The sequence below is a fragment of the Micromonospora sp. NPDC005707 genome, assembly GCF_040631005.1.
Taxonomy (GTDB): Bacteria; Actinomycetota; Actinomycetes; order Mycobacteriales; family Micromonosporaceae; genus Micromonospora.
This window is the reverse complement of the sequence record NZ_JBEXYR010000005.1, coordinates 376,466-403,055: the sequence shown is the minus strand read 5'-3', so window position 1 is coordinate 403,055 and position 26,590 is coordinate 376,466. Positions and strand designations below refer to the sequence as shown.

The 26,590-nt window shown below is 74.7% G+C and carries 24 protein-coding genes; 14 read left to right on the top strand and 10 right to left on the bottom strand.

The features are described 5' to 3' along the window. Positions 1-352 precede the first annotated feature (352 nt). Positions 353-2,362 carry an ATP-dependent zinc metalloprotease FtsH gene (gene ftsH / locus ABZ452_RS12435; protein ID WP_091267614.1) on the top strand — a complete coding sequence of 670 codons (2,010 nt, stop codon included), beginning with the start codon at positions 353-355 and terminating at the stop codon, positions 2,360-2,362. A 35-nt stretch (positions 2,363-2,397) separates the two neighbouring features. Next, positions 2,398-3,063 carry a GTP cyclohydrolase I FolE gene (gene folE / locus ABZ452_RS12430; protein WP_357941998.1) on the top strand — a complete coding sequence of 222 codons (666 nt, stop codon included), beginning with the start codon at positions 2,398-2,400 and terminating at the stop codon, positions 3,061-3,063. A gap of 55 nt (positions 3,064-3,118) precedes the next feature. Here the strand turns inward: folE and ABZ452_RS12425 are convergent, their stop codons facing one another. Both ABZ452_RS12425 and ABZ452_RS12420 read right to left on the bottom strand, forming a co-directional pair. After that, positions 3,119-3,820: a hypothetical protein gene (locus ABZ452_RS12425; RefSeq protein ID WP_357941781.1), complete on the bottom strand. Its 702-nt coding sequence runs from the start codon at positions 3,818-3,820 to the stop codon at positions 3,119-3,121. Between the two features lie 49 nt (positions 3,821-3,869). Next, positions 3,870-6,380 (bottom strand): FtsK/SpoIIIE domain-containing protein, encoded by a 2,511-nt coding sequence (locus tag ABZ452_RS12420; protein WP_357941779.1) that lies wholly within the window; start codon positions 6,378-6,380, stop codon positions 3,870-3,872. A 257-nt stretch (positions 6,381-6,637) separates the two neighbouring features. On the opposite strand from ABZ452_RS12420, the gene ABZ452_RS12415 reads away from it, so the two are divergent. Then, complete coding sequence (locus ABZ452_RS12415; protein ID WP_357941995.1) at positions 6,638-7,195, top strand: hypothetical protein; 558 nt, start codon at positions 6,638-6,640, stop codon at positions 7,193-7,195. Between the two features lie 8 nt (positions 7,196-7,203). On the opposite strand, the gene ABZ452_RS12410 is transcribed toward ABZ452_RS12415, so the two are convergent. Genes ABZ452_RS12410 through ABZ452_RS12380 form a run of 7 tightly spaced genes read right to left on the bottom strand, consistent with a single transcriptional unit; the run spans position 7,204 to position 15,776 of the window. Further along, a complete protein-coding gene (locus ABZ452_RS12410) occupies positions 7,204-7,803 on the bottom strand; it encodes a hypothetical protein (RefSeq protein WP_357941777.1) in 600 nt (199 codons plus the stop codon). A 13-nt stretch (positions 7,804-7,816) separates the two neighbouring features. Then, a complete protein-coding gene (locus ABZ452_RS12405; protein ID WP_357941775.1) occupies positions 7,817-8,992 on the bottom strand; it encodes a M23 family metallopeptidase in 1,176 nt (391 codons plus the stop codon). After that, positions 8,989-9,549, bottom strand: a complete 561-nt coding sequence (locus ABZ452_RS12400; protein ID WP_357941773.1) for a hypothetical protein — start codon at positions 9,547-9,549, stop codon at positions 8,989-8,991. The genes ABZ452_RS12405 and ABZ452_RS12400 overlap by 4 nt, the downstream gene beginning before the upstream one ends. Further along, positions 9,546-11,480 carry an MFS transporter gene (locus tag ABZ452_RS12395; protein WP_357941771.1) on the bottom strand — a complete coding sequence of 645 codons (1,935 nt, stop codon included), beginning with the start codon at positions 11,478-11,480 and terminating at the stop codon, positions 9,546-9,548. Before ABZ452_RS12395 ends, ABZ452_RS12400 begins: the two co-directional genes overlap by 4 nt. Position 11,481: 1 nt before the next feature. Next, complete coding sequence (locus ABZ452_RS12390) at positions 11,482-15,036, bottom strand: ATP-binding protein (RefSeq protein WP_357941769.1); 3,555 nt, start codon at positions 15,034-15,036, stop codon at positions 11,482-11,484. A 49-nt stretch (positions 15,037-15,085) separates the two neighbouring features. Beyond that, a complete protein-coding gene (locus ABZ452_RS12385; RefSeq protein ID WP_091317037.1) occupies positions 15,086-15,448 on the bottom strand; it encodes a hypothetical protein in 363 nt (120 codons plus the stop codon). A gap of 13 nt (positions 15,449-15,461) precedes the next feature. Then, positions 15,462-15,776: a hypothetical protein gene (locus ABZ452_RS12380; RefSeq protein ID WP_151465372.1), complete on the bottom strand. Its 315-nt coding sequence runs from the start codon at positions 15,774-15,776 to the stop codon at positions 15,462-15,464. 361 nt (positions 15,777-16,137) lie between these two features. Here ABZ452_RS12380 and folP point away from each other — a divergent pair, with 361 nt between their 5' ends. From folP to ABZ452_RS12345, 7 genes are all read left to right on the top strand, one after another. Beyond that, on the top strand, positions 16,138-17,037 hold the full coding sequence (folP, locus tag ABZ452_RS12375; protein ID WP_357941767.1) for a dihydropteroate synthase: 900 nt from the start codon (positions 16,138-16,140) through the stop codon (positions 17,035-17,037). Beyond that, positions 17,034-17,393: a dihydroneopterin aldolase gene (gene folB / locus ABZ452_RS12370; RefSeq protein ID WP_357941765.1), complete on the top strand. Its 360-nt coding sequence runs from the start codon at positions 17,034-17,036 to the stop codon at positions 17,391-17,393. Before folP ends, folB begins: the two co-directional genes overlap by 4 nt. After that, positions 17,390-17,917 (top strand): 2-amino-4-hydroxy-6-hydroxymethyldihydropteridine diphosphokinase, encoded by a 528-nt coding sequence (gene folK, locus ABZ452_RS12365; protein WP_357941763.1) that lies wholly within the window; start codon positions 17,390-17,392, stop codon positions 17,915-17,917. The genes folB and folK overlap by 4 nt, the downstream gene beginning before the upstream one ends. 19 nt (positions 17,918-17,936) lie before the next feature. Continuing rightward, positions 17,937-18,464 (top strand): DUF3180 domain-containing protein, encoded by a 528-nt coding sequence (locus ABZ452_RS12360; RefSeq protein ID WP_357941761.1) that lies wholly within the window; start codon positions 17,937-17,939, stop codon positions 18,462-18,464. Between the two features lie 117 nt (positions 18,465-18,581). After that, positions 18,582-19,811, top strand: a complete 1,230-nt coding sequence (locus ABZ452_RS12355) for an ABC transporter permease (RefSeq protein WP_357941759.1) — start codon at positions 18,582-18,584, stop codon at positions 19,809-19,811. A gap of 68 nt (positions 19,812-19,879) precedes the next feature. Beyond that, positions 19,880-20,188 (top strand): hypothetical protein, encoded by a 309-nt coding sequence (locus ABZ452_RS12350; protein ID WP_151465377.1) that lies wholly within the window; start codon positions 19,880-19,882, stop codon positions 20,186-20,188. An 81-nt stretch (positions 20,189-20,269) separates the two neighbouring features. After that, complete coding sequence (locus ABZ452_RS12345; protein WP_357941756.1) at positions 20,270-20,770, top strand: hypothetical protein; 501 nt, start codon at positions 20,270-20,272, stop codon at positions 20,768-20,770. A 58-nt stretch (positions 20,771-20,828) separates the two neighbouring features. On the opposite strand, the gene ABZ452_RS12340 is transcribed toward ABZ452_RS12345, so the two are convergent. Further along, a complete protein-coding gene (locus ABZ452_RS12340; protein WP_357941754.1) occupies positions 20,829-21,815 on the bottom strand; it encodes an ATP-binding cassette domain-containing protein in 987 nt (328 codons plus the stop codon). Between the two features lie 2 nt (positions 21,816-21,817). On the opposite strand from ABZ452_RS12340, the gene ABZ452_RS12335 reads away from it, so the two are divergent. From ABZ452_RS12335 to ABZ452_RS12320, 4 genes are all read left to right on the top strand, one after another. Then, on the top strand, positions 21,818-22,504 hold the full coding sequence (locus ABZ452_RS12335; protein ID WP_357941752.1) for an ABC transporter permease: 687 nt from the start codon (positions 21,818-21,820) through the stop codon (positions 22,502-22,504). Next, positions 22,501-23,223, top strand: a complete 723-nt coding sequence (locus ABZ452_RS12330; protein ID WP_357941750.1) for an ABC transporter permease subunit — start codon at positions 22,501-22,503, stop codon at positions 23,221-23,223. Before ABZ452_RS12335 ends, ABZ452_RS12330 begins: the two co-directional genes overlap by 4 nt. 157 nt (positions 23,224-23,380) lie before the next feature. Beyond that, positions 23,381-24,385, top strand: coding sequence for a glycine betaine ABC transporter substrate-binding protein (locus ABZ452_RS12325; RefSeq protein ID WP_357941748.1), 1,005 nt, complete (start codon positions 23,381-23,383; stop codon positions 24,383-24,385). Positions 24,386-24,532: 147 nt separating this feature from the next. After that, the gene (locus tag ABZ452_RS12320) at positions 24,533-26,590 is read left to right on the top strand and encodes a hypothetical protein (RefSeq protein WP_357941746.1); all 2,058 of its coding nucleotides are present in this window, start codon (positions 24,533-24,535) and stop codon (positions 26,588-26,590) included.

Genomic DNA, 26,590 nt, shown 5'->3' with positions numbered 1-26,590 from the left:
GACGTTCAGCGGGCTCTCAGCCTTCCGGTCTACGGTAGAGGCCGGTGACGTGGAGGCACTCTCCACGCCCGACCCCTCGAACCGCGTGACCGGGCGGTCGGGTGGCCGGGTGGGGAGCTCCCCGCCACGCCGGCTCAAACCCGGGTTCGCCGTACGCGTAAGTGCCGGGCTCGCAAGCTCACATCTGGCGCGAACGGTGTACCGTCGAATGACCGCGGCGCGGCAGTTGAGGCGCCTCGGGGTCGGGGCCGGCCCGCACGGCGGCTGCGGCCGCCGCCCGAGGCGGCGACACCAATCAGACGGTCAGGACGTCGATCAGGAGGATGCGGGCGCCTCGGTGCCCGACAACAGTATGGAACGTACGCGTTTCTTCCGCCGACCGGTGGTCTGGATCATCCTGGTCATCCTCGGCGCCGTTGTGCTCAGTCAACTCTTCACGGCTGGCCCGAGCTACCACCGCGTGGACACGTCGGTGGCGCTCGACCAGCTCCACACCGCAAAGATCAACAAGGCGGTCTTCCAGGACAAGGAGCAGACGCTCCAGCTCGACCTGGCCCAGAAGACGAAGTTCGGCGACACGACCACCGACCGGATCGAGGCCCAGTTCCCCTACGAGGTGGGCGGCCAGGTCTGGAACGAGGTCCTGGACGCCAAGGCGGCCAACCGGGTCACCGGCCCGGCCGACACCAAGGTCTCCTCGGACAGCATCTGGGTGAGCCTGCTGGTCAACCTCCTGCCCATCGCGCTGCTCGTGCTCCTGCTGCTGTTCTTCATGTCGCAGATGCAGGGCGGCGGCTCGCGGGTGCTCAACTTCGGCAAGTCCAAGGCGAAGATGATCACCAAGGACACGCCGAAGACGACCTTCGCGGACGTGGCCGGGGCGGACGAGGCCGTCGAGGAACTGCACGAGATCAAGGACTTCCTGCAGAACCCGGCGAAGTACCAGGCCCTGGGCGCCAAGATCCCGAAGGGCGTGCTGCTCTTCGGCCCGCCCGGCACCGGTAAGACCCTGCTCGCCCGCGCGGTCGCCGGCGAGGCCGGCGTGCCGTTCTACTCCATCTCCGGCTCGGACTTCGTGGAGATGTTCGTCGGTGTCGGCGCCAGCCGGGTCCGCGACCTCTTCGAGCAGGCCAAGTCGAACGCGCCGGCCATCGTCTTCGTCGACGAGATCGACGCGGTCGGCCGGCACCGCGGCGCCGGCATGGGCGGCGGGCACGACGAGCGGGAGCAGACCCTCAACCAGCTGCTGGTCGAGATGGACGGCTTCGACACCAAGGGCGGCGTCATCCTGATCGCCGCCACCAACCGGCCGGACATCCTCGACCCGGCGCTGCTGCGCCCGGGCCGCTTCGACCGGCAGATCCCGGTCGACGCCCCCGACATGGAGGGCCGCAAGGCCATCCTGCGGGTGCACGCCAAGGGCAAGCCGTTCACGCCCGACGTCGACCTCGACTCGGTCGCCCGGCGCACCCCCGGCTTCAGCGGCGCCGACCTGGCCAACGTGATCAACGAGTCCGCGCTGCTCACCGCCCGCAAGGACCAGCGGGCGATCACCAACGACTCCCTGGAGGAGTCGATCGACCGGGTGATCGCCGGTCCGCAGCGCCGGACCCGGGTGATGAGCGACCAGGAGAAGAAGATCACTGCGTACCACGAGGGTGGGCACGCGCTGGTCGCCTGGGCGCTGCCGCACGCCGCGCCGGTGCACAAGGTGACCATCCTGTCCCGGGGCCGGTCGCTGGGCCACACCCTGGTCCTGCCGACCGAGGACAAGTACACCCAGACCCGGGCCGAGATGATCGACACCCTGGCGTACGCGCTGGGCGGCCGGGCCGCCGAGGAGCTTGTCTTCCACGAGCCCACCACGGGCGCCGGCAACGACATCGAGAAGGCCACCCAGCTGGCCCGCGCGATGATCACCCAGTACGGCATGAGCTCCAAGCTCGGCGCGATCAAGTACGGCACCAGCGGCGACGAGCCGTTCCTCGGCCGCAACATGGGCCACGAGCGGGACTACTCGGACGCGGTGGCCGCCGAGATCGACGGCGAGATGCGGGCACTGATCGAGCTGGCCCACGACGAGGCCTGGGAGATCCTGGTGGAATACCGGGACGTCCTGGACAACATCGTGCTCGAGCTGATGGAGAAGGAGACCCTCTCCACGGCCGACATGGCCAGGATCTGCGCCCGGGTGGCGAAGCGCCCGCCGATGGCCCCCTACCACGGCTTCGGCAAGCGTCAGCCCTCCACCGAGCCGCCCGTGCTCACGCCCGCCGAGAAGGAGACCCTCAAGGCGCAGGCCCAGGCCGACGGCGCCTCGGTCGGCGGGTCCCCCTCGAACAACTCGGACGGTACCCACTGACCACCGACCCGACGGCCAGCTCCCGCGACCGGGAGCTGGCCGTCTCCGCGACCGAGCCCGACGGGGACGACGCGCTCGACTACGTCGCCGCGCGCCTGATCAGCGGCAAGCTGACCGGGCGGCCGGTGGAGGAGAGCGTCGACCTGGCCCGCATCGAGAAGGCGGTCCGGGAGATCCTCATCGCGGTCGGGGAGAACCCGGACCGGGACGGCCTCCAGCAGACGCCGGCCCGGGTCGCCCGCGCGTACGCCGAACTCTTCGCGGGCCTGCGCGTGGACCCGGCGCAGGTGCTCAGCACCACCTTCGAGGCCAACCACGAGGAGTTGGTGCTCGTCCGGGACATCGACGTGATGAGCCTCTGCGAGCACCACCTGCTCCCGTTCCGGGGCAGCGCGCACATCGGCTACATCCCCGGGCCGGACGGCCGGATCACCGGCCTGTCCAAGCTGGCCCGGCTGGTCGAGGTGTTCGCCCGGCGCCCCCAGGTGCAGGAGCGGCTCACCTCTCAGGTCGCCGACCTGCTCATGGACAAGCTGGCGCCGCGCGGCGTCGTCGTGGTGCTCGAGTGCGAGCACATGTGCATGGCGATGCGCGGCATCCAGAAGTCCGGCGCCAAGACGATCACCTCGGCGGTCCGGGGCACCCTCCAGCACGACCCCAAGTCGCGCGCCGAGGCGATGGCCCTGATCATCCCGCGCTGACCGCACCGCCACCGGGCCCTTCCCTCACGGGAGGGGCCCGTAGTGTGTCCGGGGCTCAGCCCGCCAGCAAGGCCAGCAGCAGACCGGCCGTGGTCAGCACCGCCGGGACCAGGCAGACCAGCGCGCCGAAGCGGGGCGTCCGGTCCACCCGGTCGGCCGGGCGCGGCCGGAACAGCCGCCCCACCGCGAGCCAGCCCAGCATGAACGCGACCGCCGGCAGCGGCAGCCCCACCACCAGCGCGACCACCGTCACCGGGCCGGTGCCCGTGGCGAGGAGGAGCGCGAGCTGGATGAGCGGCACCACCAGCGCCAGCGGCCCGTAGACCAGCAGGTTGCGGGGGTACGCCGGCCAGCGGGCCAGGCGGGGCAGGCCGCGCGCGGCGAGGCTGTCGTCCGCCGCGTCCGCCCAACCCCGGGCGGTCCGCAGGGCCGCCAGCACCGCCGCCGGCCCGGCCGCCATCGGCCGGGCCGCCTCGGACACCTCCGGGGGCGTCGGCACCAGCGAGATCGCCGGCACACCCAGCTCCCGGAGCCGGGACTGCTGCGGGGCGAGCCGCTCGCGAACCGCGGTCAGCTCCTCCCGGGCGGCCGCCACGGACCGGGCCTGCTCACCGGCGGCGGTCGCCGCGGCCCGGCGTACGCCGTCGAGCTGCCGGGCGGCGGCCACGTAGTCCGCCCAGGCGGCGCCGGCCGGATCCGCGTCGACCGTCGGGCCGCCGGACCGGGGCGCGGGCACAGCCGTGCCGGTCTCGCTCATGCTGACTCCCCGGTTAGCGACTGCGGGGCTCGCAAGACCGGCTCACCCCTCACGGGTCCTCCCCGAACGGCACCAGCACCGTGCCCTGCTCGCCCGGGCCGTCCCAGAGCACGGCCCGGCCCGGCCGGGGCCGCCAGAGCACCGGCCGGTCGAAGAGCTGCTCCAGACGGCCGCCGGGCACGTCGGTGACCACCACGGCGGTCAGCTTGTCCACCTCGCCCTCCGGGCCGAGCAGCCCGGCCAGCGGCGCCACCGTGCGCCACCAGCCGAGCAGGTGCCGGCCGGCCGGCGGACCCTCCAGCAGCAGCGCGCGCAGCAACTCGGGCGGCAGTTCGGTCCCGTCCGGCACGTCCAATCCGAACACCACGAGGTAGCCCGGCTCGTCCGCCGCCATCGCCGCCCGCAGCCCGGTCACGTCGACCGTCTCCACGCGGTGCCGCCCGGCCAGTTCGGCGGCGAGCACACCCGCCGGCTCGGCCGACCCGTTGGCCAGCGGCGCCAGCACGAACCGCGCCGCGCCGGGGTGGGCCGCCGCCGCGCTGCGGACCGCCGTGACCAGCAGCCGCTCGGCCTCCTCGTCCCGGCCCAGCACCGCGAGATTCCGGCCGGCGGCCGGCCCGAGCGGCACGGCCACCGTGGAGCGCCGGACGTCCACCGCCCGGCCGAGCAGCGCGGCCGGCGCGTGCGCCCGGCCGGCCAGCGCCGCCCGGTGCCGAGGATCGTTGGCGAGCAGCGGGCGGGCGAACCCGGCGAAGACCACCGGCGGGCCGGCGCCCTCGGGCCGGGCCGACCAGAGCCGGTGCCGCAGGTCGGCGAGGACCGCGGGGTCCTCGTGCGGGTCGGGGAACCGGATCATCCGCTCGTGGCCCCGGGTCGCGCCACGCGGGCCGCCCAACCCGCCGGCGGTGTTCACCACGGCGCTGCCCACCGGCAGGCCGGCGGCCGCGTCGTTCGTCGGCTCCAGCACGGCCGAACCGCCCGGCAGCGCCACCCGGACCGGAAACTGGCCGAGCAGCGGGTCGCGCGGGCCGCCGATGCCGAGGTCGCCCTCGCCGGCCAGGACCAGGTGGATCCCGTACGACCGGGCGGCGCGGGCCAGCCCGTCGAGCCGGGCCAGCAGGTCGGCGGCGAGCCGGTCCCGCTCCCGCAGCAGCAGCGGGAAGTTGTCGATCACACAGACGATCCGGGGCAGCGACTGGTGCTGGCGCAGCTCGGCGTAGCGCTGGCCGCCGGCCCGCCGGGCCGCCTCCTCCCGGCGGTGCAGCTCGGCCTCCAACTCGCCGAGCAGGTCCGCCACGTACTCCCGGTCGGCGGCCATCCCGGCGGCCCGGACCTGCGGCACCCAGGACCGGTCCCGCTCGGTCTGGAGGAACTCCACGAAGGACTCGCCGTCGTCGAGGTCGGCCAGGTAGAGGACCAGCTCGTCCGGGCCGTAGCGGGCGGCCAGGCCGAAGAGCGCGTCGGTGAGGAACGCCGACCGCCCGGCCTGCGACCGGCCACTGACCAGCCAGTGCGGGGTCAGCTCGGTGAAGCCCAGGCTGACCGGCCGGCCGGCGGCGTCACCGACCGTCGTGGTGAGCCCGTCGACCGAGCCCTCCGCCCAGAGGTCACCCTCGGGCAGCAGGTCGGTGAGGGCCAGCCGGGAGCCGTCCTCGATCTGCCGGACCAGCCGCCGGCACACCCCGGCGACCAGCTCGGCGGGCGGATCCTCGTCGAGGAAGACCGGGCAGTTCAACCCGCCCGGCGACTCCGCCCCGGGGCTGCTGAACCCGGCGGCGGGCGGGTCGCCGACCAGCGCGTACGCGGTCCGCACGGCGAGCGGGGTGGCCTGCGGCAGCGGCGAGCCGGCGGGCCAGCCGGCCAGCACCAGGTGCAGCCCGGCCCGGGGCCCCTGGGCGGCCAGCTCGGCGAGCCGGTCCAGATCGGACGGTGTGGCCCCGTCGGGCAGGGCGGCCACCACGAGCAGCAGCGTGCGGTCGTGCCCGCGCTGGCGCGCGGTGCCGGCGGCCACCCACTGCTCGGCCTCGGCCAGCACCGCCCGGAGCCCGGCCAGGTCGGTGGCGGGCGGCGGCAGCAGGCCCGCGTCGGCCAGCGCCGCGTAACCGGCGAAGGCGTCGCCCGGGCCGCCGTCGACGGCGCGGGCCAGCAGGGCGCCGGCCGGGCTGGCCGCGAACAGCCGTAGCAGCAGGGCCCGGAGCAGGCCGGCCACCCGCGGGTCGCCGGCGTCGGCGTCGATGCTCAGATGTCCACTGCCGAGCAGCGGCACCAGCGCGGGGAACCGGGCGTCGTCCAGCGGCGCGGCGGCACCCACCCGGACGAAGGCGGGCGGGCCGTCCCCGGGCGGGGCCGTCGGGGCCAGCGTCTCGATGGGCTCGCCGGCCCAGCCCGGCGCCGCGACGGCCGCGGCGGCGCGGAGCCGTTCGGCCAGCTCGTACTGCCGGTGGTGGTCGGCGGGGGCGGGCCGGATCTCGTCGAGGATCCCGGCCGCCGCGGTCGCGGTGGCCTCGGCCCTGCGGTGCAGCGCGGCGGCCCGGCCGGCGCGCGCCTTCGGACTCGCCACCCGTCCACCTCTCTTCCCGAGGCTGACATCTCCTCCCCGGTGGTGACGGTATCCCAGCCGGGGGCCGTCCTCCGGGATGTCGGTCGGCGCGGTGACCGGCTCGGCGGTGAGCAGCCTCACCGGCCGGCGGTTCGCCACGGCCTCCGTTCGGACCGAGCGCCGCCCGGCGCCGGAGAGGCCGAATTATGCCGCAGATCCGCCAGTTCTGAGGCATTGGGTACGCGGCGCGCAGCCGATAGCCTCAGGAGGTGGAATCAGTGCAGCCCCCCGCCGGTTCCCAGGTCTCCCGCGTACCGGCGCAGCGGACCCCGCCCGAGCAGTTGGCGCCGCCCGCGCCCGCTCCGGCGCCGGTACGCCCGAAGCGGCGGCTGCGGACCGTCCTCGCGGTGGTCGCCGGAGTGCTGGCACTTGTCTGTGCGGGCGGCGGCATCGTCGGATTCGTGCTGTACGACCGCGCCACCGCTCCCGACCGCAGCGCGCCGGACGTGGTGGTGGACAACTATCTCCGGGCGTTACTGGTAGACCGCGACGACACGAAGGCGCAGGAGTTCGGCTGTTCGGGCCGGACGGACCTCGACGGCCTTCGCGCCCTCCGTGACGATCTGGTCGCACGGGAGAAGAAATTCGACGCCACGATCTCGGTAAGTTGGGGCGCACTCCGCGCTCAGCAGGCGGGTGACGTGGCCAAGGTCGAGGTCGATCTCATCATCTCGGCCTACGTCGACGGGATCTCCCAGAGCGATCGCCAGGGCTGGGTGTTCGAGACGAGGCGGAGCGACGGCTGGGGAGTTTGCGCGGCCGAGCGCGCCCAGTAAGGCGTTTCCTACTCCAGCCAGAGCAGGTGCACCGGCACCTCCATGGTGGTCGGCGCTTGGCCGCGCCAGGCCCAGCGGTACCACTCCAGCTCCGGGGCCACCCGGACGCAGATGTCCCCGTCCGTGCCGGAGTAGGTCTCGGTGACCGCGCGCAGGTCGCGCTGCTCGGCCGACCCGTTCATCTGCACCACGCGCCGGCCGGTGACGGAGTCGGCCTCGAAGACCGGAGTCGGCGGGCGGCGGGTGGGCGCGTCGAGCGAGACCAGCCGGATGCCCGACTCGGCCGGCCCGGTCGTCGGCCGTCGCTCGCCCACGGTCTCCACCCAGACCCGCTCCACCGGCACCAGCGGTGCGAAGACCTCCACCTGCTCGGACTCGGCGCGGTACCACTCGTGCTCCGGGATGACCGGCACGTAGGTCCGGCTGCCCTGCACCACCCGCTCGTCGGCGCGCAGGTCACCGCGCCAACCGAGACCGGGCAGGCCGACCAGCACGCGGCGGCCGCGCAGCTCGATCCGGCCGGTGGCCGGCACGATCTCGACCGGGCGGGGTGGCTGCGGGGCCCAGTCGGGCCGGTCCGCGAAGGGGTCGGGCAGCGGGTCGCTCATGGGCCGGTGCGCCTCACGCGGTCCCGTCCACGGGCGCACCCCGCTCGCGCATGAACGGCACCGGGTTGATCGCGCCCCGGCTGGACCGGTCGCTGTCCACATGCACCTCGAAGTGCAGGTGCGGGCCGGAGGAGTTGCCACTGGTGCCGGAGAGTCCGATCACCTCGCCCGCCTCCACGGACTGGCCGGGCACCACCCGGGGGCGCTCGATCATGTGGCAGTAACGGGTGATGTAGCCGCCCGCGTGCAGGATGTCCACGAACCAACCGCAGCCGCCCTTGTCCGGCCAACCGTCACGGTCGCAGTCGCGCTTCCCCGAGTGGTCGGGGTCGCAGCGGGCCACCAGCACGCGGCCCGCCGAGGCGGCGTGGATCGGGGTGCGCTTGTCCGCGGCGAGGTCGACCCCGTTGTGGCTGGGCCGCTGGGTGGTGCGGAAGCCGGAGACGACGCCGCCGGGAAGCGGGGCGGTCCAGCCGGAGGCGGCGATCCTGGCACCGGCGGCGGCGTCGCAGACCGCCTTGCCGGCGATCTCGACGGTCCGGGCGGCCCCGCCGGCAAGCGCGTCCACGATCCGGCCGGCCAGGTCCTCGTGCTTGGCGTAGGCGTCCGGGAAGGCGCTGACCTGCACCCGCTGGGCCACCACGGTCAGCGGCCGGTCCTGCCAGTTCCGCACCTTGACCATTTTCTCGTAGAACTTCCGGGCCGTGTACGAGGGCGTCATCCGCTGCTCGACGCTGCCCCACCCCGGCCGCTGCTGGAACAGCCCGAGCGAGTCGTGGTCGGCGCCGACGCCCTCGTGCGGCAGGGCCAGCGATGCCGGCACCTTGCTGTTGGCGAGGTTGCGCAGCCCGGACTCCTGCATCGCGGTGGCCAGCGCGATCACCCAGCCGCGGGCGGGCACCTTCAGGTCCTGGCCGACCTTGATGATGACGGCGGCGTTGCGGAGCTGGCCGTCGCCGTACTCGGTGAAGCGCGGCATGTCCCCGGTGAGGTTGACCTGGTAGGCCGGGTCACAGTTGAGGCCGGCGAGCGCGCCGTCCTTCTGGTCGCCGCCCAGTTCGGTGAGGAGGAACGCGCCCGCGCCGCCGACGCAGCAGAGCAGGGTGAGCACCGTGGTGACCGCGGTGAGCAGCACGCCGACCCGCAGCTTGCGACGGACCGGCGCGGCGACGCCGGAGCCGGCGCTCACTGCCGCTCCCAGTCGACGGCGTCCACCAGCCACCGGCCGTCGGTGGCCACCAGTTCGAGCCGGAGGCGGCCGTCGTCGAGCGGGACCAGCACCTCCACGAAGGACTCCGTCCGGGGGCGGAGGGTCACCGCGCCGGCCACCCGGCCGGCGGGCACGCTCTCCGGGTCGGCGCCGGTCATCTTCTCGACGAGGGCGGGTGTGGAGAGTGGCCGCAGGCGCGACTGCCACGCCTCGCCGCTGCTGCCCGGGCCGGTCAGCCAGGCGGTGGTGAACCGGCTGGCGGTCTGCTCCGGGGTGGCCTCGCCCGGCCGGGTCTTCGGTGAGACCGCCGCCGGAGGGCTCGACAGCATCCCGTCGTCACCGGCGTGCGGGTCCACCGTGCTGATCGGCTGGCTCGGGCGGGTGCTCAGACCGAGAGTCGAGTCGACCGGGCCGGAGACCAGCCGGGCCGCGCCGATCACGCCGAAGACCAGGACGGCGATCACCAGCGCGACACCGAGGCGGGACCGCAGTACCCGGGTGACGAGGAATTCCAGTGCCCGCCGCACCGGCCTCACCGTGCCTCGGAGCGGATCCGCGGCGCCGGCTTCGGCGCGGCGGTGCGCTCGGCCGAGTCCGGCCGGTAGACGGCGAAGGAGGGGGCCTCCTCGGGCACCTCCGGCCCGGTCCAGCTCCCCGGCGCGCGGCGGGGCCGGGGCGCGGCCGTGCGGCCGGATCCGCGCTCGGCCGGTGGGGCGTCCTCGGGCCGGACCCGCCCGTCGGGCCGCTCCCGCTCGATCACCGTGACGGTGTGCGCCGGATCCTCGTGCCGGGCCTCCGGCCGCAGGCTGCGCTGGTCGGCCGTCACGGCGCGCCGCCGCCCCATCGCCGGCTCGGCGGTGCCACCCGGCTCGGCCACGTCGAGGCGGGCCGCGACACGCATGTCACGGAAGAACCGACGGTGCCAGGAGCCGGCCGAGCTGACCGCCTCGCTGCTGTCCTTTCCGCCGAGCTGCGTGATCCGCCGGTACGGGCGGAGCAGCAGCCAGCCCACCACGCCGCAGAGCCAGACCAGGACCACCTGGAGCCAGCCGGGCAGGGTCGGCGTGTTCATGATCAGATCCACGGCGAACAGGTAGATGGCCGCGCCGGTGCCGAAGATGGCGATGTTGAACACCGCGGCCACCACGGCGTTGGCCAGCCGCCGCAGGCCGGCGCTCGCGGGGCGCATCAGCCCGACCGTGCCCAGGATCGGCGCGGCGATCACCGCCCAGCGGAAGATCAGGAAGCCGAGCAGCACCAGCACCGACGCGGTCAGGTCGAACATCGCGAAGAGCAGCGAGGCCAGCACCGCGATGAACCCGGCCCCGATCCGATCCATGTCGCGGACGCCCTGGAGGTACTCGTACGCCTCCGGGTCCTCCGACTTGATCTGCTCGGCCACCCGGGCCCACTGCTGCTGCTTGGCCTTGATGGTGGCCTCGCGCGTCGCCGGGTTCTGCCGGAGCTTCTCCGCCTCCTCCCAGGAGAGGCTCTTGGCGTCATAGAGCGCCGGGCCGTACTTCTTGGCGGTCTCGCTGTCGGCGGAGCCGAGCACGCCGCGCAACCAGTTGCGGTAGAGCATTGTCTCGGTCGCCGTGTCGCTGGCCCGCACGGCCGGCGGGCGCTTGTCGACACAGGCGTTCGGATTCGGCAGAGCGCACTTGTCCGGGGGGATGTCCTTGGAAGCCGGACCGACGGCGTCGTGCACCACGCCGAGGGTGGTGATCAGGGTGCTGTCGGCGATGTTCGCCGACTTGACCGGCCAGGCGGCCAGGGCGGTCACCGCCACCATCACCAGGATCGCCCAGCCGGCCGTGGTCATGGCGTTGCTCATGTCCGACTGGCGCGAGCGCCAGAGCAGGTAGAGGCCGACCACGCAGATGGTGATGATGCCGAAGACGCTGAACACCTTCTGGTAGACGGCCTTGGTGGCCTGCTCCACCAGCGGGTCGGCCCAGCGCCACATCGTCCGCGGATCCCAGGCGCGCTCGCGCAGGGCGTTCGACGCGCCGATGATCGCGTTGGCGAACATGAACTCGCCGTTCGCGACCATCGTGGTGAAGCGGTAGTCCGGATGCAGCACCGAGGACGCGCAGCCGCCGTCGACGTCGTACGTGGTGTAGCTGTATCCGGCGTAGCCGTAGTCGCTGTAGAGGCCCTTGGGGCCGGGCTCCTTGGCGGAGTCGGGGCGGGAGGCGAACCAGCCGGCCAATCCGGAGTCGGGCGCGCCGGGGACCGGCGCGTTGCGGCACTCGACCTGGTCCTCGCTCACGGCCTTGAGCTTGGCGACGCAGGCGCGGAAGTCGGCCTGCCACTGCTTGGTGCTGCACAGCTCGGCCCGGGCCTGGGCGGCCGGCACGGCGGCGTACGCGGGTGTCGCCCCGACCAGCGGCCAGGCGATGGTGGCCCCGGCTAGTAGGCCGAGTGCGAGGAGGAGCGCCGCGATCCGTGCCCGGGCCCTCGCCATGTCACGCCTCCAGATCAGCCAGGACGGTCGGCAGTTGCCCGGCGGCCTGGGCGACCGCGGCGGGGGTGGTGTCCAGGTGCTCCAGCAGCCCGTCGACGTACGACACGTCGACCCGGACCTTCTGCACGCGGCCGTCGACGTCGCGCATGACGAACTCGCGGAAGCCGAGCCGGGCGGCCGACCCGCTGTCGGCCTGGGACAGCGAGGCGAGGGTGGCCTCGTAGCCGTCGTTGACCGGCACCCGGAGCAGCCGCAGCGCCTCGGAGGCGATCTCGGTGTCCTCGGCGATCCGGCCCACGAAGACGGTGGAGACCAGGTTCTGCACGTCGAGCCCGAGGATGTCCTTCGGGTTCTGCGAGGCGACGAGCGCGGCCAGGTTCCACTTGCGGGAGTCGCGGGCGAGGCGGACCAGGAACGACCGGCCGGAGCGCCAGCCCTCCATGAAGTGCGCCTCGTCCAGGCCGACCAGCTTGCGGGAGGACATCGAGCCGCCGTAGCAGCGGCGGACGGCCAGCCGGTGCGCGGTGTGCAGCATCGGCAGGGCCAGCGCCTCCTCGGCCGACCAGTACTCGCGCTCGATCTTGAGGTCGGGCAGCCGGAGCCCGGCCATGGTGATCACGGTGAGCGCCGCGTCGGCGCCGAGCAGCCCCTCCGGCGGCCGGCCGAAGAAGAGCATGGCCAGCGGCATCTCGGCGGTGTCGAGGAGCAGGTTGGCCAGCTCCCGGCCGGCGTCGTCGTCGAGCCCCTGGAGGCAGGCGACTACGTCGTCCAGCGTGGAGGTCTCCTCGGCCGGCACCTGGCGTACGGCGTGGCGGAACAGGGTGGCCGTGGACGCCTCCCGGGCGACCTGTGGCGGCACCAGCATCATGCAGATGTCCTGCACCAGCATCCGGCGCTCGGCGCGGGCGTTGGAGACCGCGATCTCAAACTCCCGGTCGCCGGCAGCCCCGGCGCCGAACTCGCTGCGCAGCGGCGTGGGGATCAGCGCGTACGGTGCCAGGGTGCCCTGCTCCGAGCCGGTGAGGTTGAGCACCCGCGAGTACGGCGCCAGCTCCGGCATGGCGCAGAGCCGGGCGAGCGGGCCGGACGGGTCGAGCAGGGTCACCTGCACGCCGCGCCGGGCGGCCAGGTAGCCGAGCGCGCCGAGCAGGGTGGACTTGCCGCCGCCCGGCTCGGCCACGAAGACGGCGAGGCCGGAGCGCTCGCGGACCTCCATGGGGAAGTGCAGGTCGAGGAAGACCGGGCGGCGGCAGGTGCCGGCGGTCCGGCCGATCAGGTCGCCGCGCCGGTCGCCGACCGTGGAGGCGGCCTGGGGCAGCGCGGCGGCGAGCAGGTTGACCGGCATCCGCCGGACGTAGCCGGTGTTGGCGATCGGCTCGCCGGGGATGAACTCGCGGGCCAGCCAGTCCTGGTTCTTCGGATGCTGAAGCGAGATGCGCAGCTCACGCGAGTAGAGCTGGATGAGCCGGCGGGCCCGTTCCAGGCACTCCTCGCGGGTGCGGCCGCCGACGGCGATCCGGTGCCAGCCGTGCGCGCGGGCCGAGTCGACCGGCAGGCCGGTGGTCATCTCGTCGCCGATGACCAGTGCCCGCTTGGCCAGCCGCTCCAGCTCGGGTGGGGCGTCGATGCCGTGCTCGGCGTAGTCGAGCTGCTGGGAGCGGATCATCCGGAGCCGGTGTTCGAGGTTCCGGAAGGAGTCGCCGGGGCCGAGGATGTCGACCCGGGTGGAGAGTTCCATCGGCCACGGCAGCCGCTCGTGGAAGTGCAGCCAGGGCTCGTGCCGTTCGGGGATCTCCAGCGGCTCCATCCGGCCGACCGCGAGCACGGCCACGTGCCGCTCCTCGCCGGTCATCCGGTTGACCAGCTTGACCGTCGAGCCGTACGGGGTGCGGTAGCGCTCGACCTGCTCGGTGAGGGCCAGCAGGTCCCCGCGTTCCCACCGCCCGTTGGTGATCGGGGACAGCACGCCGGGCGGCGCCATGCAGAGCGCCACCGAGCGGTAGAGGAGCCACTCCAACTCCTGCGCGGTGACCCGGCGGCCGCGCATGCCGAACGCGCCGAGCACCTCGTCGAACTGCTCGACGGTGCGGCCCAGCCGGCGCCGCTCGCCGTCGGCGGTGCCCCGGCCGAAGGTGCGCAACAGCCGCTCGGTGAGCGAGTCGCCGAGCGATCGGCGGGCGAAGGTGACGCCGAGGTAGGTCTGCCCCTCGGCGTGGTTGACCGCCATGAGGTGCCGCTGCGCCGCGACCAGGTGGTCGGCCCAGCCGGTGGTGCCGGGCACGTCGGGCAGCGGCGCGGCGGTGTGCGCGTCGATGGTGCGGGCCCACTCGTCGGCCGGGAACGGCCGGGTGGTGCGGCGCAGGTGCAGCCGGAAGCCGGCCAGGCCGGCGTACTGCTCGGAGATCGCCGAGAGCAGCGCCTCGCGCTCGGCGTCGGGGCGGAACGCCCAGCGCACCTCGGGCAGCCAGTACCACGCGGTGACCGTGTTGGGGGTGAAGGTGAGGTGGCCGGCGATCTCGGTGATGGCCAGCTCCACCGCGGGGTCCCGATCCCCGAACTTGATCTTCGGGGCGCGGACCCGGACCGGCTTCGCGGGCTTGCCGCCGCGCTCCGGCGACCGCTGCCGGGGCGCAGCCACCTCCCGGCCGGACGGGGTGGCCAGCTCGCGCGTCTCCAGCCGGGGCTCCGCCGGCCGCCGGTCGCGCCGGCGGGCGGGGCGCTCGACCGGGGCCTCGGGCTCGGCCAGCTCGGGCTCGACGGTGGACCGGAGCGCCGGGAGCCGGTCGCCGACCTGGTGCGGCACCCGGGTACGGGTGGCCGGCGGCGGTTCGAGGGCGGGCTGCTCCGGCGCTTCGGGGACGACGTGCGCCGCCGGGCGGGCGGCCTCGACCGCCTCGCGGGGCCGGCCCACGGGGCGGACGCCGGGCGCGCTCTCCCGGAATCGGGCGGCCGGAGGCTCGTCCTCGGGCCGGGCGGGCAGGGCCGGTGGCGGCAGGGGCCGCTCGACCGGCTCCACCGCAGCGGCGTGCTGGTGCGGGATCGGCAGGGGCGGCTCGACCGGAGCGGCGTGCTGCGGCGGGACAGCCCCGGGCGGCTCGACCGGCTCGACCGGGCCGGTGTGCTGGGACGGGACCGTCCGAGGCGGCAGGGCCGGCTCGACCGGAGCCGCGTGCTGGTGCGGGATCGGCGGCGCCTCGCGGCCGATGCCGCGCCGGGGCGGCGCCACCACGGGCTCCACCGGGACGGGCGGGCCGGCCGGCGGGCTCGCCGGCCGGCGGACCCGGGGCTGCGCGCCGCCGAAGAGGTCGAGGAAGGGAGAGTCGATGTCGCCGCCGTCGGCGACCACCGGCTCCCGCTGCTCGGTGCCGCGGGGAGCCAGCGGCCGGGGCGGCTGGAAGACCCCGACGCGACCGTGCTGGGGGCTGGTCACCAGGGCCGGGTCGAGGGTGGCCTCGCCCAGCTCCTCGTCCGGTGGGTAGTCGAACGATCGCGCACGGTTACCGTGGGGTCCGGCCGGGCGCCCGGCCGGGGAACCCGGCGTGGAAGAGCGACTCATGCGACCGCCTCACCCGCGTCGTTCGTCTGCGCCGTCTGCGTACGCCCGGTCATGCCAGTTCCTCCCGGATCCTGATCCGGCTCGCGACGAGGCGCGGGTCGCGCAGCTCGGCGGCCGGCTCCCGGGTGCGTCGCCAGTCCGTCAGCGCGGTCCGGATGACCATGCGCGCCGGCCGGTCCGGGTCGACGTACCGGAAGATGAACGAGGTCGTCACGATGGCGAGCGAGATCTCCCAGGCGGGAAAGAGCTCGACCTGGAGCGTGAACAACCAGTGGATGAACATGTAGAGGGGTACGAGCAGCATGAACAGGCCGTACTGGGCGTACGGCAGGTGGACGGGAAGGGTGTACCCGGGCGGCCCCAGGTAGACGAGGCGTGCCCGGTAGATGTCGTCGTCGGTGCGCAGCCGCATCGTCGCCCAACGCCTATTCGAAGATCAGGTTGATCAGGTAGTCGCCGACGAAGAAGAGTGTGGCCGCGCCGGCGATGAAGGCCAGCCCGATGATCGCGATGGCTGAGCTGGTCAGCACCTTGGAGATCTCACCCCGGCTGGCTCGGCCGATGAAGATCACGCCGAGCACCGCGAGCAGGATCGGCGCGATCTTGCTGGCGAAGAAGGAGACGACATTGTTGGTGTCGATGCCCTTCGGAGCCGGCTCGGCGAGTGGAGTCGACGCCAGGGTGTGGAGCGCGTGGTCGACGGCGGCGGACGCCGTTCCCATGAGCTCGATGGCGATCACTGGAAAACCTCCCCAAGGTCGCGGCCGGCGGCGCCGCGGTGGTGCATGTGGGCAAAGCCTGGCGGGATGGTGCTCGCTGCACACAGCGTCGGCGACGCTGCGTTCGTCACCCACCACGGAGGGTGGTGAGCTTTGGGGGGATCTGTCCCGCTTCGGCCCTCCCTCCAGGCTTCGCCATCTCGATGCTGGGCAATTCCAAAGCGTACGGCCCGGCCACCTTTGCGACAACCCGCGAAGAGTCGACCCGGAACGGGCCCGAAGACCGATCGTACACCTGTTCCAATCGGCACGTCAGGGCCGTCGTCCGGTGGGGTCGCCCGGGCCGCCGGAAGCCCTGCTGGCGACCGGTACTGTCGGGTCCGTGACCGATCTGGTACGGGCGGAGGCCCCGGTGGTGATGGGCGTCCTCAACGTCACGCCCGACTCCTTCTCCGACGGCGGCAGATACGCCGACCTGGACGCCGCAGTCGCACACGGAGTGCGACTGCGGGCGGCCGGCGCGGACCTCGTCGACGTGGGCGGCGAGTCGACCCGGCCGGGCGCCGACCGGATCGACGCCGAGACCGAGATCGCCCGGGTGCTGCCGGTGATCCGCGAGCTGAGCGCCGCCGGCATCCCGGTCAGCATCGACACCAGCCGGGCCCGGGTGGCCGAGGCGGTCCTCGCCGCCGGCGCGGACGTGGTCAACGACGTCTCCGGGGGCCTCGCCGACCCGGACATGGCCCGGGTGGTCCGCGACGCCGGCTGCCCCTGGGTGCTGATGCACTGGCGGGGCCACTCGCGCGAGATGCGGGACCTGGCCCGGTACGCCGACGTGGTGTCCGACGTGCGGGCCGAGCTGAGCCGGCGCGTCGACGAGGCCCTGGCCGCCGGGGTGGCCGCCGACCGGATCATCGTCGACCCGGGGCTGGGCTTCGCCAAGACCGCCGCGCACAACTGGGAGCTGAGCGCCCGCCTGCCCGAGCTGGTCGACCTCGGCTTCCCGCTGCTGTTCGGGTCGAGCCGCAAGTCCTACCTGGGCCGGCTGCTGGCCGACCACGAGGGCAACCCCCGCCCGACCGCGGAGCGGGAGGCCGCCACCGTCGCCACCAGCGTGCTCGCCGTGGCCGCCGGCGCCTGGGGGGTCCGCGTGCACGACGTCCGGGGCACCGCCGACGCGCTCGCCGTCTGGCGGGCCACCGGCCGCCCGCGCCTGGCCCGGCCCACCACGCATGAGGGAGAGCGCCTGGCCCGGCCCACCACGCACGAGGGAGAGCAATGACCGACCGGATCGAGCTGACCGGCCTGCGCGCGCACGGCCGGCACGGCGTCTACGACTTCGAACGGGCCCAGGGGCAGGAGTTCGTGGTCGACGCCGTGCTCGAACTCGACCTGGCCCCGGCCGCCCGCTCGGACGAGGTGGCCGACACCGTGCACTACGGCGAGCTGGCGGAGAAGCTGGTCGCGGTGGTCACCGGCGAGCCGGTCAACCTCATCGAGACGCTCGCCGACCGGCTGCTCGCGGTCTGCCTGGCCGAGCCGCTGGTCACCGCCGCGACGGTCACCGTGCACAAGCCGGAGGCCCCGATCCCGCACACCTTCCGGGACGTGGCCGTGACCATGCGGCGTACCCGATGAGCCGGGCCGTCCTGTCGATCGGCAGCAACCTGGGCGACCGCCTCGCCCACCTGCGCGCCGCGGTGGCCTCGTTCGGCGACACCGTGCTGGTGGTCTCCGGCGTCTACGAGACTCCACCGTGGGGGGACGCCGACCAGCCCGCGTACCTCAACGCCGCGGTGCTGGTGCGGGACGCGGCGGCGACCCCGCGCGACTGGCTGGCGCGGGCCCGGGCCGCCGAGGCGGCGGCCGGGCGCACGCGCGACCCGGAGCGGCGGTACGGGCCGCGCACCCTGGACGTGGACGTGATCGCGGTCTGGGACGCGGCCGGTGAGCCGGTGCTCAGCGCGGATCCGGAGCTGACGCTGCCGCACCCCCGGGCCCACCTGCGCGCCTTCGTGCTGCGGCCGTGGATCGACATCGAACCGCACGGCCGGCTGCCCGGGCACGGCTGGCTGACCGACCTGCTCAACGCCGAGCCGCTGGCCTCCGACGCGCTGGAACTCGGTCCGCGCCCCGATCTGGCGTTAGAGTCGGACACATGACCCTGTGGAGCCGGACGGCATGAGCCAGGCGCAGCCCCCGCGCGACCCCGACCGTTTCCGGATGGGTCCGACCCGGATCTCCACGCTGGTGGTGGCCGCGCTGGCCGCCGCCGCGCTGGCCTGGCTGCTGATCAGCAGTTTCTACGGGGCGGCCCCCGACCTGCCCTGGCTGCCGGTGGTCACCCTGGCGGGCCTGGCCGTGCTGGAGGGGTACGCGGCGGTCAACACCCGGGGGCGGATCGAGCGGCGCCCCGGCCGGGACCCGGTGAACCCGCTGCTGGTCGCCCGGTTCGTGGCGCTGGCCAAGGCGTCCGCGCTGGCCGGGGCCATCTTCGCCGGCTTCTACGCCGGGCTGACCGGCTGGCTGTTCCTGGAGCCGACCAACGCCGCCATGGACGACCGGCCGGCCGCCGGGGCGGGCCTGCTCGCCTCGCTCGCCCTGGTCGCGGCGGCGCTGTGGTTGGAGCGGGCCTGCCGGGTTCCCGAGCAGGAGGACGACGAGGACCGCGAGCCCGGCGACCGGGAGACTCCGCGCGGCCGCCTCTGATCAGGGGGTTCCCAGCACCTCCCCCCGCAGGTACCGTGCCTGGCGACCGGAGAGCAACGGCCGCCGCCGGTCCGCCCGCGCGTCGGACCACGGCCGGCCATGTGGGAGGCGCGGGCCATGGGGTACGACGAGACGGGCCGGACTGCGCCGGTGGAGACGTCGTCCGGGGTGCCCGCGGCCGTGCTGGAGAACGTCTTCGACGACCCCTCCCACGGCGAGCCCGGCCGGGACCGGATCGCCGTTCACGTGGTCTGGGAGTTCCTGCTGCTGCTCGGGCTGGGCGCGGTGACCTGGCTGCTCTGGCGCGAGGACGCGGACGCGCTGCGCGGCGCCGCGCTGAAGACGCTGCTGGTCGACGTGGCCGGGCTCGGGCTGCTCACCCTGGCCGCCGGGCTCAGCATGCGGACCGCCGCCGTGAACCTGGCGGTCGGGCCCGTCGCGCTGGCCGCCGCGCTGCACTTCGCGGAGCAGGGCGACCGCGGCGTACGGGAGGCGCTGCTCCCGGCGCTGGCGGTGGCGGCGCTCGGCGGGCTGGCGCTCGCGCTGGCCGTGGTGGTGCTGCACGTGCCCGCCTGGGCGGCCAGCCTGGCCGGTGCGGCCGGCGTGATCGTGTACATCGAGCGGCGGACCACCCCGGTCGTGGTGCAGGGCGGCTACGACCCCCGGGGCACCGCCCTCTACCTCTTCGTCGGGTTCGCCGCGGTCGCCGTCCTCGGCGGGCTCTTCGGCGCGATCAAACCGGTCCGCCGGCTGGTCGGGCGGTTCCGGCCGATCGCCGACCCGGCCCGGCGGCGGGGTGCCGCGGCCGCCACGGTGGCCGCGCTGGCGCTGATCGGCTCGACGGTCCTGGCCGTCCTCGGCGGCGTGCTCATCGCCGCCAACGGGGACGGCCCGGTGGCACCCAGCACGGGCCTCGACTGGTCGGTGCTGGCGATCGGCGCGGTCATGCTCGGTGGCACCAGCGCGTACGGGCGGCGGGGCGGAATCTTCGGCACCCTGCTGGCGGTCTGCACCGTGGAGGTCTTCCTGGCCTGGGCCGTGGCACAGGACTGGACGATCAGCCGGTGGGCCGTCGGCGGGGCCACCCTCGGCGCCGGGCTGCTGGTCACCCGGCTGGTCGAGACGTTCGGCCGGCCCCGGCCGGCGCCACCGAACGCGCTCCCGGCCGGCCCGACCGGTCCCGGCGGCGACGGCGCGACCAGCACCGGCTGGGCGCTGACCCCGTCGCCCGAGCCGGCCGACGCCTGGCCGTCGGTGCTGCCCGTGCGGAACAACGACACCGTCGATTCGTGGGAGTCGCCGCGCTGGGAGAGCGAGCCGCGCGGCTGGGACGCCGGAGACCGCTGATCGGCCCGACCGGCGCCTGCGCCGCGTCCGTCCGGCCGGAGCTGATCTCGCCGGTTAGGCTCGGCGGCATGACGGACACTCCTGCCCCCGGCGGCCGTACCTTCGACGAGCTGGACAAGCTCTCCACCGAGGACCTGCGCGAGCAGGCGTTCCACCTGGCCCGGGAGCGCCGCGACGTCGAGTTCTTCTGGTCGGTGCTGCGCCACATGCCCAACGCGGACGAGGCCGCGATCCTGGACGGCGCCCCCAACTCGATCGGGCCGATCGTCGACGAGGCCAACGCCCTGTGGCGGGAGATGACCGGGCACGGCTACGAGGAGCCGGAGTCCACACCGCTGCTGCGGGCCGCCTTCATCGACTACCTGATGAAGCACTGAGCGATGCCCGCCCGCCGGCCCTCGGCGGTGGACCGGGTACGCAGGTTTGCCCGGCGCGGTGGGCCGGGAACTGACCGCTCCATGGCCCTCACCAACCGCCCCCGCACCGTCGCCTCGTACGGCACGGCCGCCGGCACCGGCACGCTCGCCGTGCTCCTGCTCGTCGCGGTCTGCGGCAGCCCCATGTACGTGGGCTGGGTGCAGGACCACACCGACCCGACCGGGGCCGGTGGTTGGTTCCTCCGGCTGCTCGCCTGGCCGGCCTGGCGGCTGCACGCCGACGACCCGTCGCAGGGCGTGCTCGCCACCAACCTGCGGGCGATCCTGCTCATCGTGCTGGCAGCGGCGCTGCTCTACCTGCTGCCCGGCCCGCAGGTGGCCCGGGTGGAGAGCTCGGGCAGCCAGTTCTTCTCCGGCTGGGGCGCGTACGCCCTGGCCGCCGGGTGCACGGCCCTGCTGGCCACCCTCCTCGGGCCGCACGGCTCGCTCTTCGCCGCCTTCCAGTCCGCCAGCACCGGCGTCACCTACGGCTTCTTCGCCGGCTGGATCGTCGGCCTGGCCAGCCTGGGGGGACGGGCCTGACCGCCGCCGGACCGCCGGCCTGGCCAGTCCGGTCCGCCCCGCGGCCGGGCCGCACCGCTCAGTCGAGCACGCCGAGGCCGAGCACCCGGGCCCGGCTGAGCAGCCCCACCGGCCGGCCGTCCTCGGTGACCACCGCGTGCTCGGCGCCCGAGGTGAGCAGCCCGCCCAGCGCGTCGTACGCCGAGCCGCCCAGCGGCACGGTCGGCAGGCCGGCCCCGCCGTCGGCCGGGAGCGGGTCGAGCACCTCGCGGGTCACCGGGGTGACCGCCAGCCGGCGGATGCCCCGGTCGGCGCCGACGAACTCGCGGACGAACGGCGAGGCGGGCGACCCGAGCAGGGCGGCCGGGACGTCGTACTGCTCCAGGCGGCCGCCCTCGGAGAGCACCGCGATCCGGTCGCCCAGCCGGACCGCCTCGTCGAGGTCGTGAGTGACCAGCACGATGGTCTTGCGGACCTCGGCCTGGAGCCGGAGGAACTCCTCCTGGAGGCGGGTCCGGACGATCGGGTCGACGGCCGAGAAGGGCTCGTCCATGAGCAGCACCACCGGGTCGGCGGCGAGCGCGCGGGCCACACCGACCCGCTGCCGCTGGCCGCCGGAGAGCTCGTGCGGGTAGCGGCGGCCGAACTGCCCCGGGTCGAGGCCGACCAGCTCCAGCAGCTCGTCCACCCGGGCCCGGGTCCGCTCCCGGGACCAGCCGAGCAGCCCCGGCACGGTGGCCACGTTGGCGGCGACCGTCTGGTGCGGGAAGAGGCCGACGTTCTGGATGACGTACCCGATGCGGCGGCGCAGCGTCACCGGGTCGACCTGGGTGACGTCCTCGTCGCCGAGCAGGATCCGCCCGCCGGTGGGCTGGATCAGTCGGTTGATCATGCGCAGCACGGTGGACTTGCCGCAGCCGGACGGGCCGATGAGCACCACCAGTTCGCCGGCCTTCACCTCCAGGCTCAGCTCCCGCACCGCCTCGGTGCCGTCCGGGTAGCGCTTGCGGATGCGCTCCAGGGTGATCGAGGCCGCGCCGTGTCCGGCAGCCGGGGTAACGTCCACGTGTGTCCCTCCACCTGAGCTACCGGGCCGCGCCTGGTAACCCGTGGTTCTCCTGGCAGTACGTGCGGGACAACTCTGACACGATCCTGGCCGCGCTGCGTGAGCACACCTGGCTCACCGCCCGGGCCGTGCTGATCGCGGCGCTCGTGGCGCTGCCGCTGGCGGTGGCCGCGTACTGGTTCCGCTCGCTGGCCGGGCCGATCCTGGCGCTGACCGGGGTGCTCTACACGGTCCCCTCGCTGGCGCTGTTCGCCTTCCTCGCGCCCTACCTGGGCATCGGCGCGATCACCGTGCTCACCGTGGTGGCGCTCTACGCGCTGCTGGTCATCGTGCGCAACGCGCTGGCGGGCCTGAACCAGGTGCCTCCCGAGGTGCGGGAGGCCGCCGAGGGCATGGGCTACGGCCGCTGGGGCCGCCTGTTCCGGATCGAGCTGCCGCTGGCGCTGCCCGGCATCCTCACCGGCCTCCGGCTGGCCACGGTCTCCACGGTCGCGCTGGTCACGGTCGGCGTGGTGGTCGGCCGGGGCGGCCTCGGCCAGCTCATCTTCGCCGGCTTCCAGAACAACTTCTACAAGGCCCAGATCATGACCGGCACGGTGCTCTGCGTGCTGCTGGCGCTGGTGCTCGACCTGATCCTGGCGGGCATCGGCCGGGTGCTCACCCCCTGGCTGCGAGGGCGGAGCTCATGAACCCGGTGCAGCAGGCGGTCGTCTGGCTGAACGATCCGCTGAACTGGACGAACCCGGGCGGCATCCTGGACCGGCTGGGCGAGCACCTGAGCCTGTCCGGGCTGGCGGTGCTGCTCGGCTGCCTGGTGGCCTGGCCCATCGGGCTCTGGCTCGGGCACACCGGCCGGGGCGGCGGCCTGGTGCTGCTGGTGTCCAACGTCACTCTCGCCATCCCGACCCTGGCCCTGCTGACCATCCTGCCGCTGACCTTCCTCGGCTTCGGGCGGCCGGCCGTGGTGGTCGCGCTTGCCGTCTTCGCGGTGCCGCCGCTGCTCGCCACCGCGTACACCGGGGTGCGGCAGGCCGATCCGGAGGCCCGGGACGCGGCGCGCGGCATGGGGCTCTCCGGCAGGCAGGTGCTGCGCCGGGTGGAGCTGCCGCTCGCGGTGCCCTACCTGGCGGCTGGGTTCCGCACCGCCGCCGTGCAGGTGGTGGCCACCGCGGCGCTGGCCTCGTTCGTCAACGGCGGCGGGCTCGGGCAGATCATCCGGGCCGGCTTCGGGCTGGACATCGCGGCCGGCGGCGGCCAGATCATCGCCGGCGGCGTCCTGGTGGCCGGGCTGGCGCTGCTCGTCGAGGGGGTGCTGGCGCTGGTCGAGCGGGCGGTCACGCCGCGCCCGCTGCGCCGGGCCCGGCGGGCGGCGAATCGCCGCGCGGCCGACGCCACGGCGGGCACCTGAGTCCCACCGGTGACGATCCGGTGACGAATCTCGCTCGGAGTTTGTCGGTTGGGTCCGGAAGATATTGGCTGGAAGTCGCGGGCGTTCGATCGGATCGCCCGTCGGACACGCGGCCGGCCCGACACGGGTCGCGCCGGGACACGGAAGGCGGGCACTGATGCACGCACGTTCACGTTTGGCCGTGGGGGCGCTCGGCGCCCTCGCCGCGGCGAGTCTCCTCACCGGTTGCGGTGGCGCCGGTTCCTCCGGCACCGACGCGCCCCAGCAGGGCGCCTCGGGGGCCGGTTGCGCCCCGGTGGCCGGCGACAAGCTGGTCGTCCTCACCGACGACAAGAAGCTCCAGAACACCGACAATGTCATCCCCGCGGTCAACGCGAAGGCGGCCACGCCGCAGCTCGTCGCCGCGCTCGACAAGGTCTCCGCGAAGCTCGACACGCCCAAGCTGATCGAGCTGAACCGGGCGGTCGACGTCGACCGGAAGACCCCGCAGGTCGCGGCGAAGGAGTTCGCCGACGCCAACGGTGTGACCGACGGCGTCGAGAAGGGCCCCGGCGGCCAGGTGACGGTCGGCGCCGGCAACTTCAGCGAGAGCCAGACCATCGCCGAGCTCTACAAGATCGCGCTCACCGCGGCCGGCTACCAGGTCAAGGTGCAGACCATCGGCAACCGCGAGCTCTACGAGCCGGCCCTGGAGAAGGGCCAGGTCCAGGTCGTTCCCGAATACGCGGCGACGATGGCCGAGTTCCTCAACACCAAGGCCAACGGCAAGGACGCCCAGCCGGTCTCCTCGCCGGAGCTGGACAAGACGGTCGGCGCGCTGAAGGCGGCCGGCGACAAGGTCGGCATCAGCTTTGGCCAGCCCGCCCAGGCGCAGGACCAGAACGCCTTCGCGGTCACCACGGCGTTCGCCGACAAGTACCAGGTCGCCAGCCTCTCCGACCTGGCGGCCAAGTGCTCCGGCACGGCCACCGTGCTGGCCGGCCCGCCCGAGTGCCCGCAGCGGCCGAAGTGCCAGGCCGGCCTCGTCGAGGTCTACGACTTCAAGGCCGGCTCGTTCAGCTCGCTCGACGCGGGTGGCCCGCAGACCAAGAACGCCCTGAAGACCGGCGCGGCCAGCGTCGGCCTGGTGTTCTCGTCGGACGCCGCGCTCGCCGCGAGCTGACCACCGCCGCCGCGCCGGCGGACCCCCGGGTCCGCCGGCGCTTCGGGGGCAGCCGCCGTGGCCGGGAGGGAAGCCCTGGTCACCGGCTCTACATCGATGCTTTCGGCCCGTTCCCTACCGGGACAACTCTCGGTACTCTGCTCAGCCATGCCCGCCTCGGTCGCCCCCGCCGAAAAACGCAGTCCGCAACTGCTGACCGTCCTGTTCTGGATCGGAGTGGCGCTCGCGCCCCTGGCGGCACTCATCCTGCTGGTCGCCGACGGCAACGGCCCGCTCCGGTTCGGCGCCGTGCTGGCCATCCTGGCCGTGGTGCTGATCGGCCTCTCCGTGGCGCTGCGGGCGGAGAGCAGCGGCGGGGCGGCCGGCGCCGAGGAGTTGCGTGACGAGATCGAGCAGCTCCGCCGGGAGCTGCGCGGCGAGATCGTGGCCGCCGCCCAGCGCGGCAACCAGGCGCTCGACCAGGCCCAACGGACCCAGGAGTCGGTCGCCGCGATGCGCCGACGGCTCGACGCCGCGGCCGCCGGCATCGCCGCCGCCGCGGGCCTGACCACGGCCGCCGCCGAGGAGCCGGCCGGCGGCCGCGCCCGGGTGCCGGCCACCGAGGCCTACGACGAGGGGCGCGCCCGCACCGAGCCGGGCCGGGCGCAGCCCGCCCGGGACGAGGACGAGGCGGTCCGCCGCCCGCAGCCCGCCGCCCGCTACGCCGCCGACCCCGCCGACGACCACCCCGGCCCTGCCGCCGACCGCCCGCAGGGCGGGGTCTACGGAGCCGACCGCCCGCAGGCGGGTGTCTACGGCGCGGACCGCCCGCAGGCCGGGGCCTACGGCGCCGATCGTCCCCAGGCGGGCGTCTACGGCGCCGACCGTCCCCAGGCCGGGGTCTACGGTGCGCCCCGCGCTCCCGAGCCGGAGGTCCGGGCCGAGCCCCGGCAGGTCGGGGTGGTGCACCACACCGAGACCGTGCACGTCACCACCCGCCACACCATCGTCGACGGTGGCGCCGACCCGGCCGGCACCCGCTACGGCGGCTACGCCGGCCGCTGGAATCCGGCGCCGGAGGAGCGTTCGTGGAGCGGGGCGGAGCCGGAGGAGCGCCCCCGCGCCGGGTACCGGAACGCCGACGACGAACACATCCGGCCCGGTCGGGACGAGCGCTCCCGATCCGGGCAGGCCGGCGCCGGCTGGTCCGGGCCGACCGGCTCCCGGGACGACGCCTCCTGGCCCGGGACGCCGGGCGGCGAGCACCCGTGGGCGGGTGTCGGCCGCGCATCCGGCGACGACCGTGGCTGGTCCCCGCGGGAGGACGACTCCCGGGGCCGCTCCGCCCGCGAGGGCGAGGACCGTGGCAGGTCCGCGCGGGAGGACGACTCCCGGGGCCGCTCCGCCCGCGAGGGCGAGGACCGTGGCTGGTCGGCGCGGGAGGGCGAGGACCGTGGTTGGTCCGCGCGGGAAGCCGGCGACCGGGGCTGGTCCGGTGACCCGGCCGACGACCGGTCCTGGTCGGCAGGCCCGGGCGAGCAGCGGTCCGGACCGGCCGGTGACCGGTCCTGGCGATCGGGCCAGGAGGGGCCGGCCGGCGACCGGTCCTGGCCGCCGGTACCCGGCGGCCGCGAGGAGGCGGGCTGGGGAGCCACTCCGCGCGACGAAGCCGTCCGCAGCGGCCAGGTCGGCTGGGCGGGCCAGGGCGACCGGACCGGGCCGGGCGCCTGGGCCGATCGGGGCGACCGGAGCGGCTACGGCGAGCGGTCGGCCGACGGCTGGGCGGGGACGGATGCGGGCCGGGCGCCGGAGCAGCCCGGCCGGGCGGTGGCCGACGACCCGGACGGTGACTACTGGTCCGAGCTGCGCACCGGCAACCGGTGGGCCGCGGTCCGCGACGACGAGCACGGCCGGGAGATCCGGGTCGGGGAGCGCCGGGCCGCGGTGCACGCCGACGGCGGCGGCACCGAGTACCGGATCGAGGACCGCTGGGCGTCCGTCCGCGGCGGGGCCGGTGGCGAGGTGGGCGGCGGCTGGGCGGAGGAGGGCCGGCCGGCGCTCCCGGCCGGCGGGGTGCCGGTGCCGGACGAGTGGCGGCCGCCGACGCAGCGCAGCGGCCAGCCGGAGTGGCGCCAGGTCGAGCCCGAGCCGGCCCGCTACGGCTACCCGCCGCGCGACGACGTCCCCCGGGCCGGGGGCGCCGGGGCCACCGACCGCTGGCGCTGA

What these genes read in the sequence shown, in the direction of transcription:
- ftsH (WP_091267614.1), top strand. Translation starts at nt 353, where the DNA reads ATGGAACGTACGCGTTTCTTCCGCCGACCGGTGGTCTGGATCATCCTG.
- ABZ452_RS12425 (WP_357941781.1), bottom strand. Translation starts at nt 3,820, where the DNA reads ATGAGCGAGACCGGCACGGCTGTGCCCGCGCCCCGGTCCGGCGGCCCG.
- ABZ452_RS12410 (WP_357941777.1), bottom strand. Translation starts at nt 7,803, where the DNA reads ATGAGCGACCCGCTGCCCGACCCCTTCGCGGACCGGCCCGACTGGGCC.
- ABZ452_RS12395 (WP_357941771.1), bottom strand. Translation starts at nt 11,480, where the DNA reads ATGGCGAGGGCCCGGGCACGGATCGCGGCGCTCCTCCTCGCACTCGGC.
- ABZ452_RS12390 (WP_357941769.1), bottom strand. Translation starts at nt 15,036, where the DNA reads ATGAGTCGCTCTTCCACGCCGGGTTCCCCGGCCGGGCGCCCGGCCGGA.
- ABZ452_RS12385 (WP_091317037.1), bottom strand. Translation starts at nt 15,448, where the DNA reads ATGCGGCTGCGCACCGACGACGACATCTACCGGGCACGCCTCGTCTAC.
- folB (WP_357941765.1), top strand. Translation starts at nt 17,034, where the DNA reads ATGACCGACCGGATCGAGCTGACCGGCCTGCGCGCGCACGGCCGGCAC.
- folK (WP_357941763.1), top strand. Translation starts at nt 17,390, where the DNA reads ATGAGCCGGGCCGTCCTGTCGATCGGCAGCAACCTGGGCGACCGCCTC.
- ABZ452_RS12360 (WP_357941761.1), top strand. Translation starts at nt 17,937, where the DNA reads ATGAGCCAGGCGCAGCCCCCGCGCGACCCCGACCGTTTCCGGATGGGT.
- ABZ452_RS12355 (WP_357941759.1), top strand. Translation starts at nt 18,582, where the DNA reads ATGGGGTACGACGAGACGGGCCGGACTGCGCCGGTGGAGACGTCGTCC.
- ABZ452_RS12350 (WP_151465377.1), top strand. Translation starts at nt 19,880, where the DNA reads ATGACGGACACTCCTGCCCCCGGCGGCCGTACCTTCGACGAGCTGGAC.
- ABZ452_RS12345 (WP_357941756.1), top strand. Translation starts at nt 20,270, where the DNA reads ATGGCCCTCACCAACCGCCCCCGCACCGTCGCCTCGTACGGCACGGCC.
- ABZ452_RS12330 (WP_357941750.1), top strand. Translation starts at nt 22,501, where the DNA reads ATGAACCCGGTGCAGCAGGCGGTCGTCTGGCTGAACGATCCGCTGAAC.
- ABZ452_RS12325 (WP_357941748.1), top strand. Translation starts at nt 23,381, where the DNA reads ATGCACGCACGTTCACGTTTGGCCGTGGGGGCGCTCGGCGCCCTCGCC.
- ABZ452_RS12320 (WP_357941746.1), top strand. Translation starts at nt 24,533, where the DNA reads ATGCCCGCCTCGGTCGCCCCCGCCGAAAAACGCAGTCCGCAACTGCTG.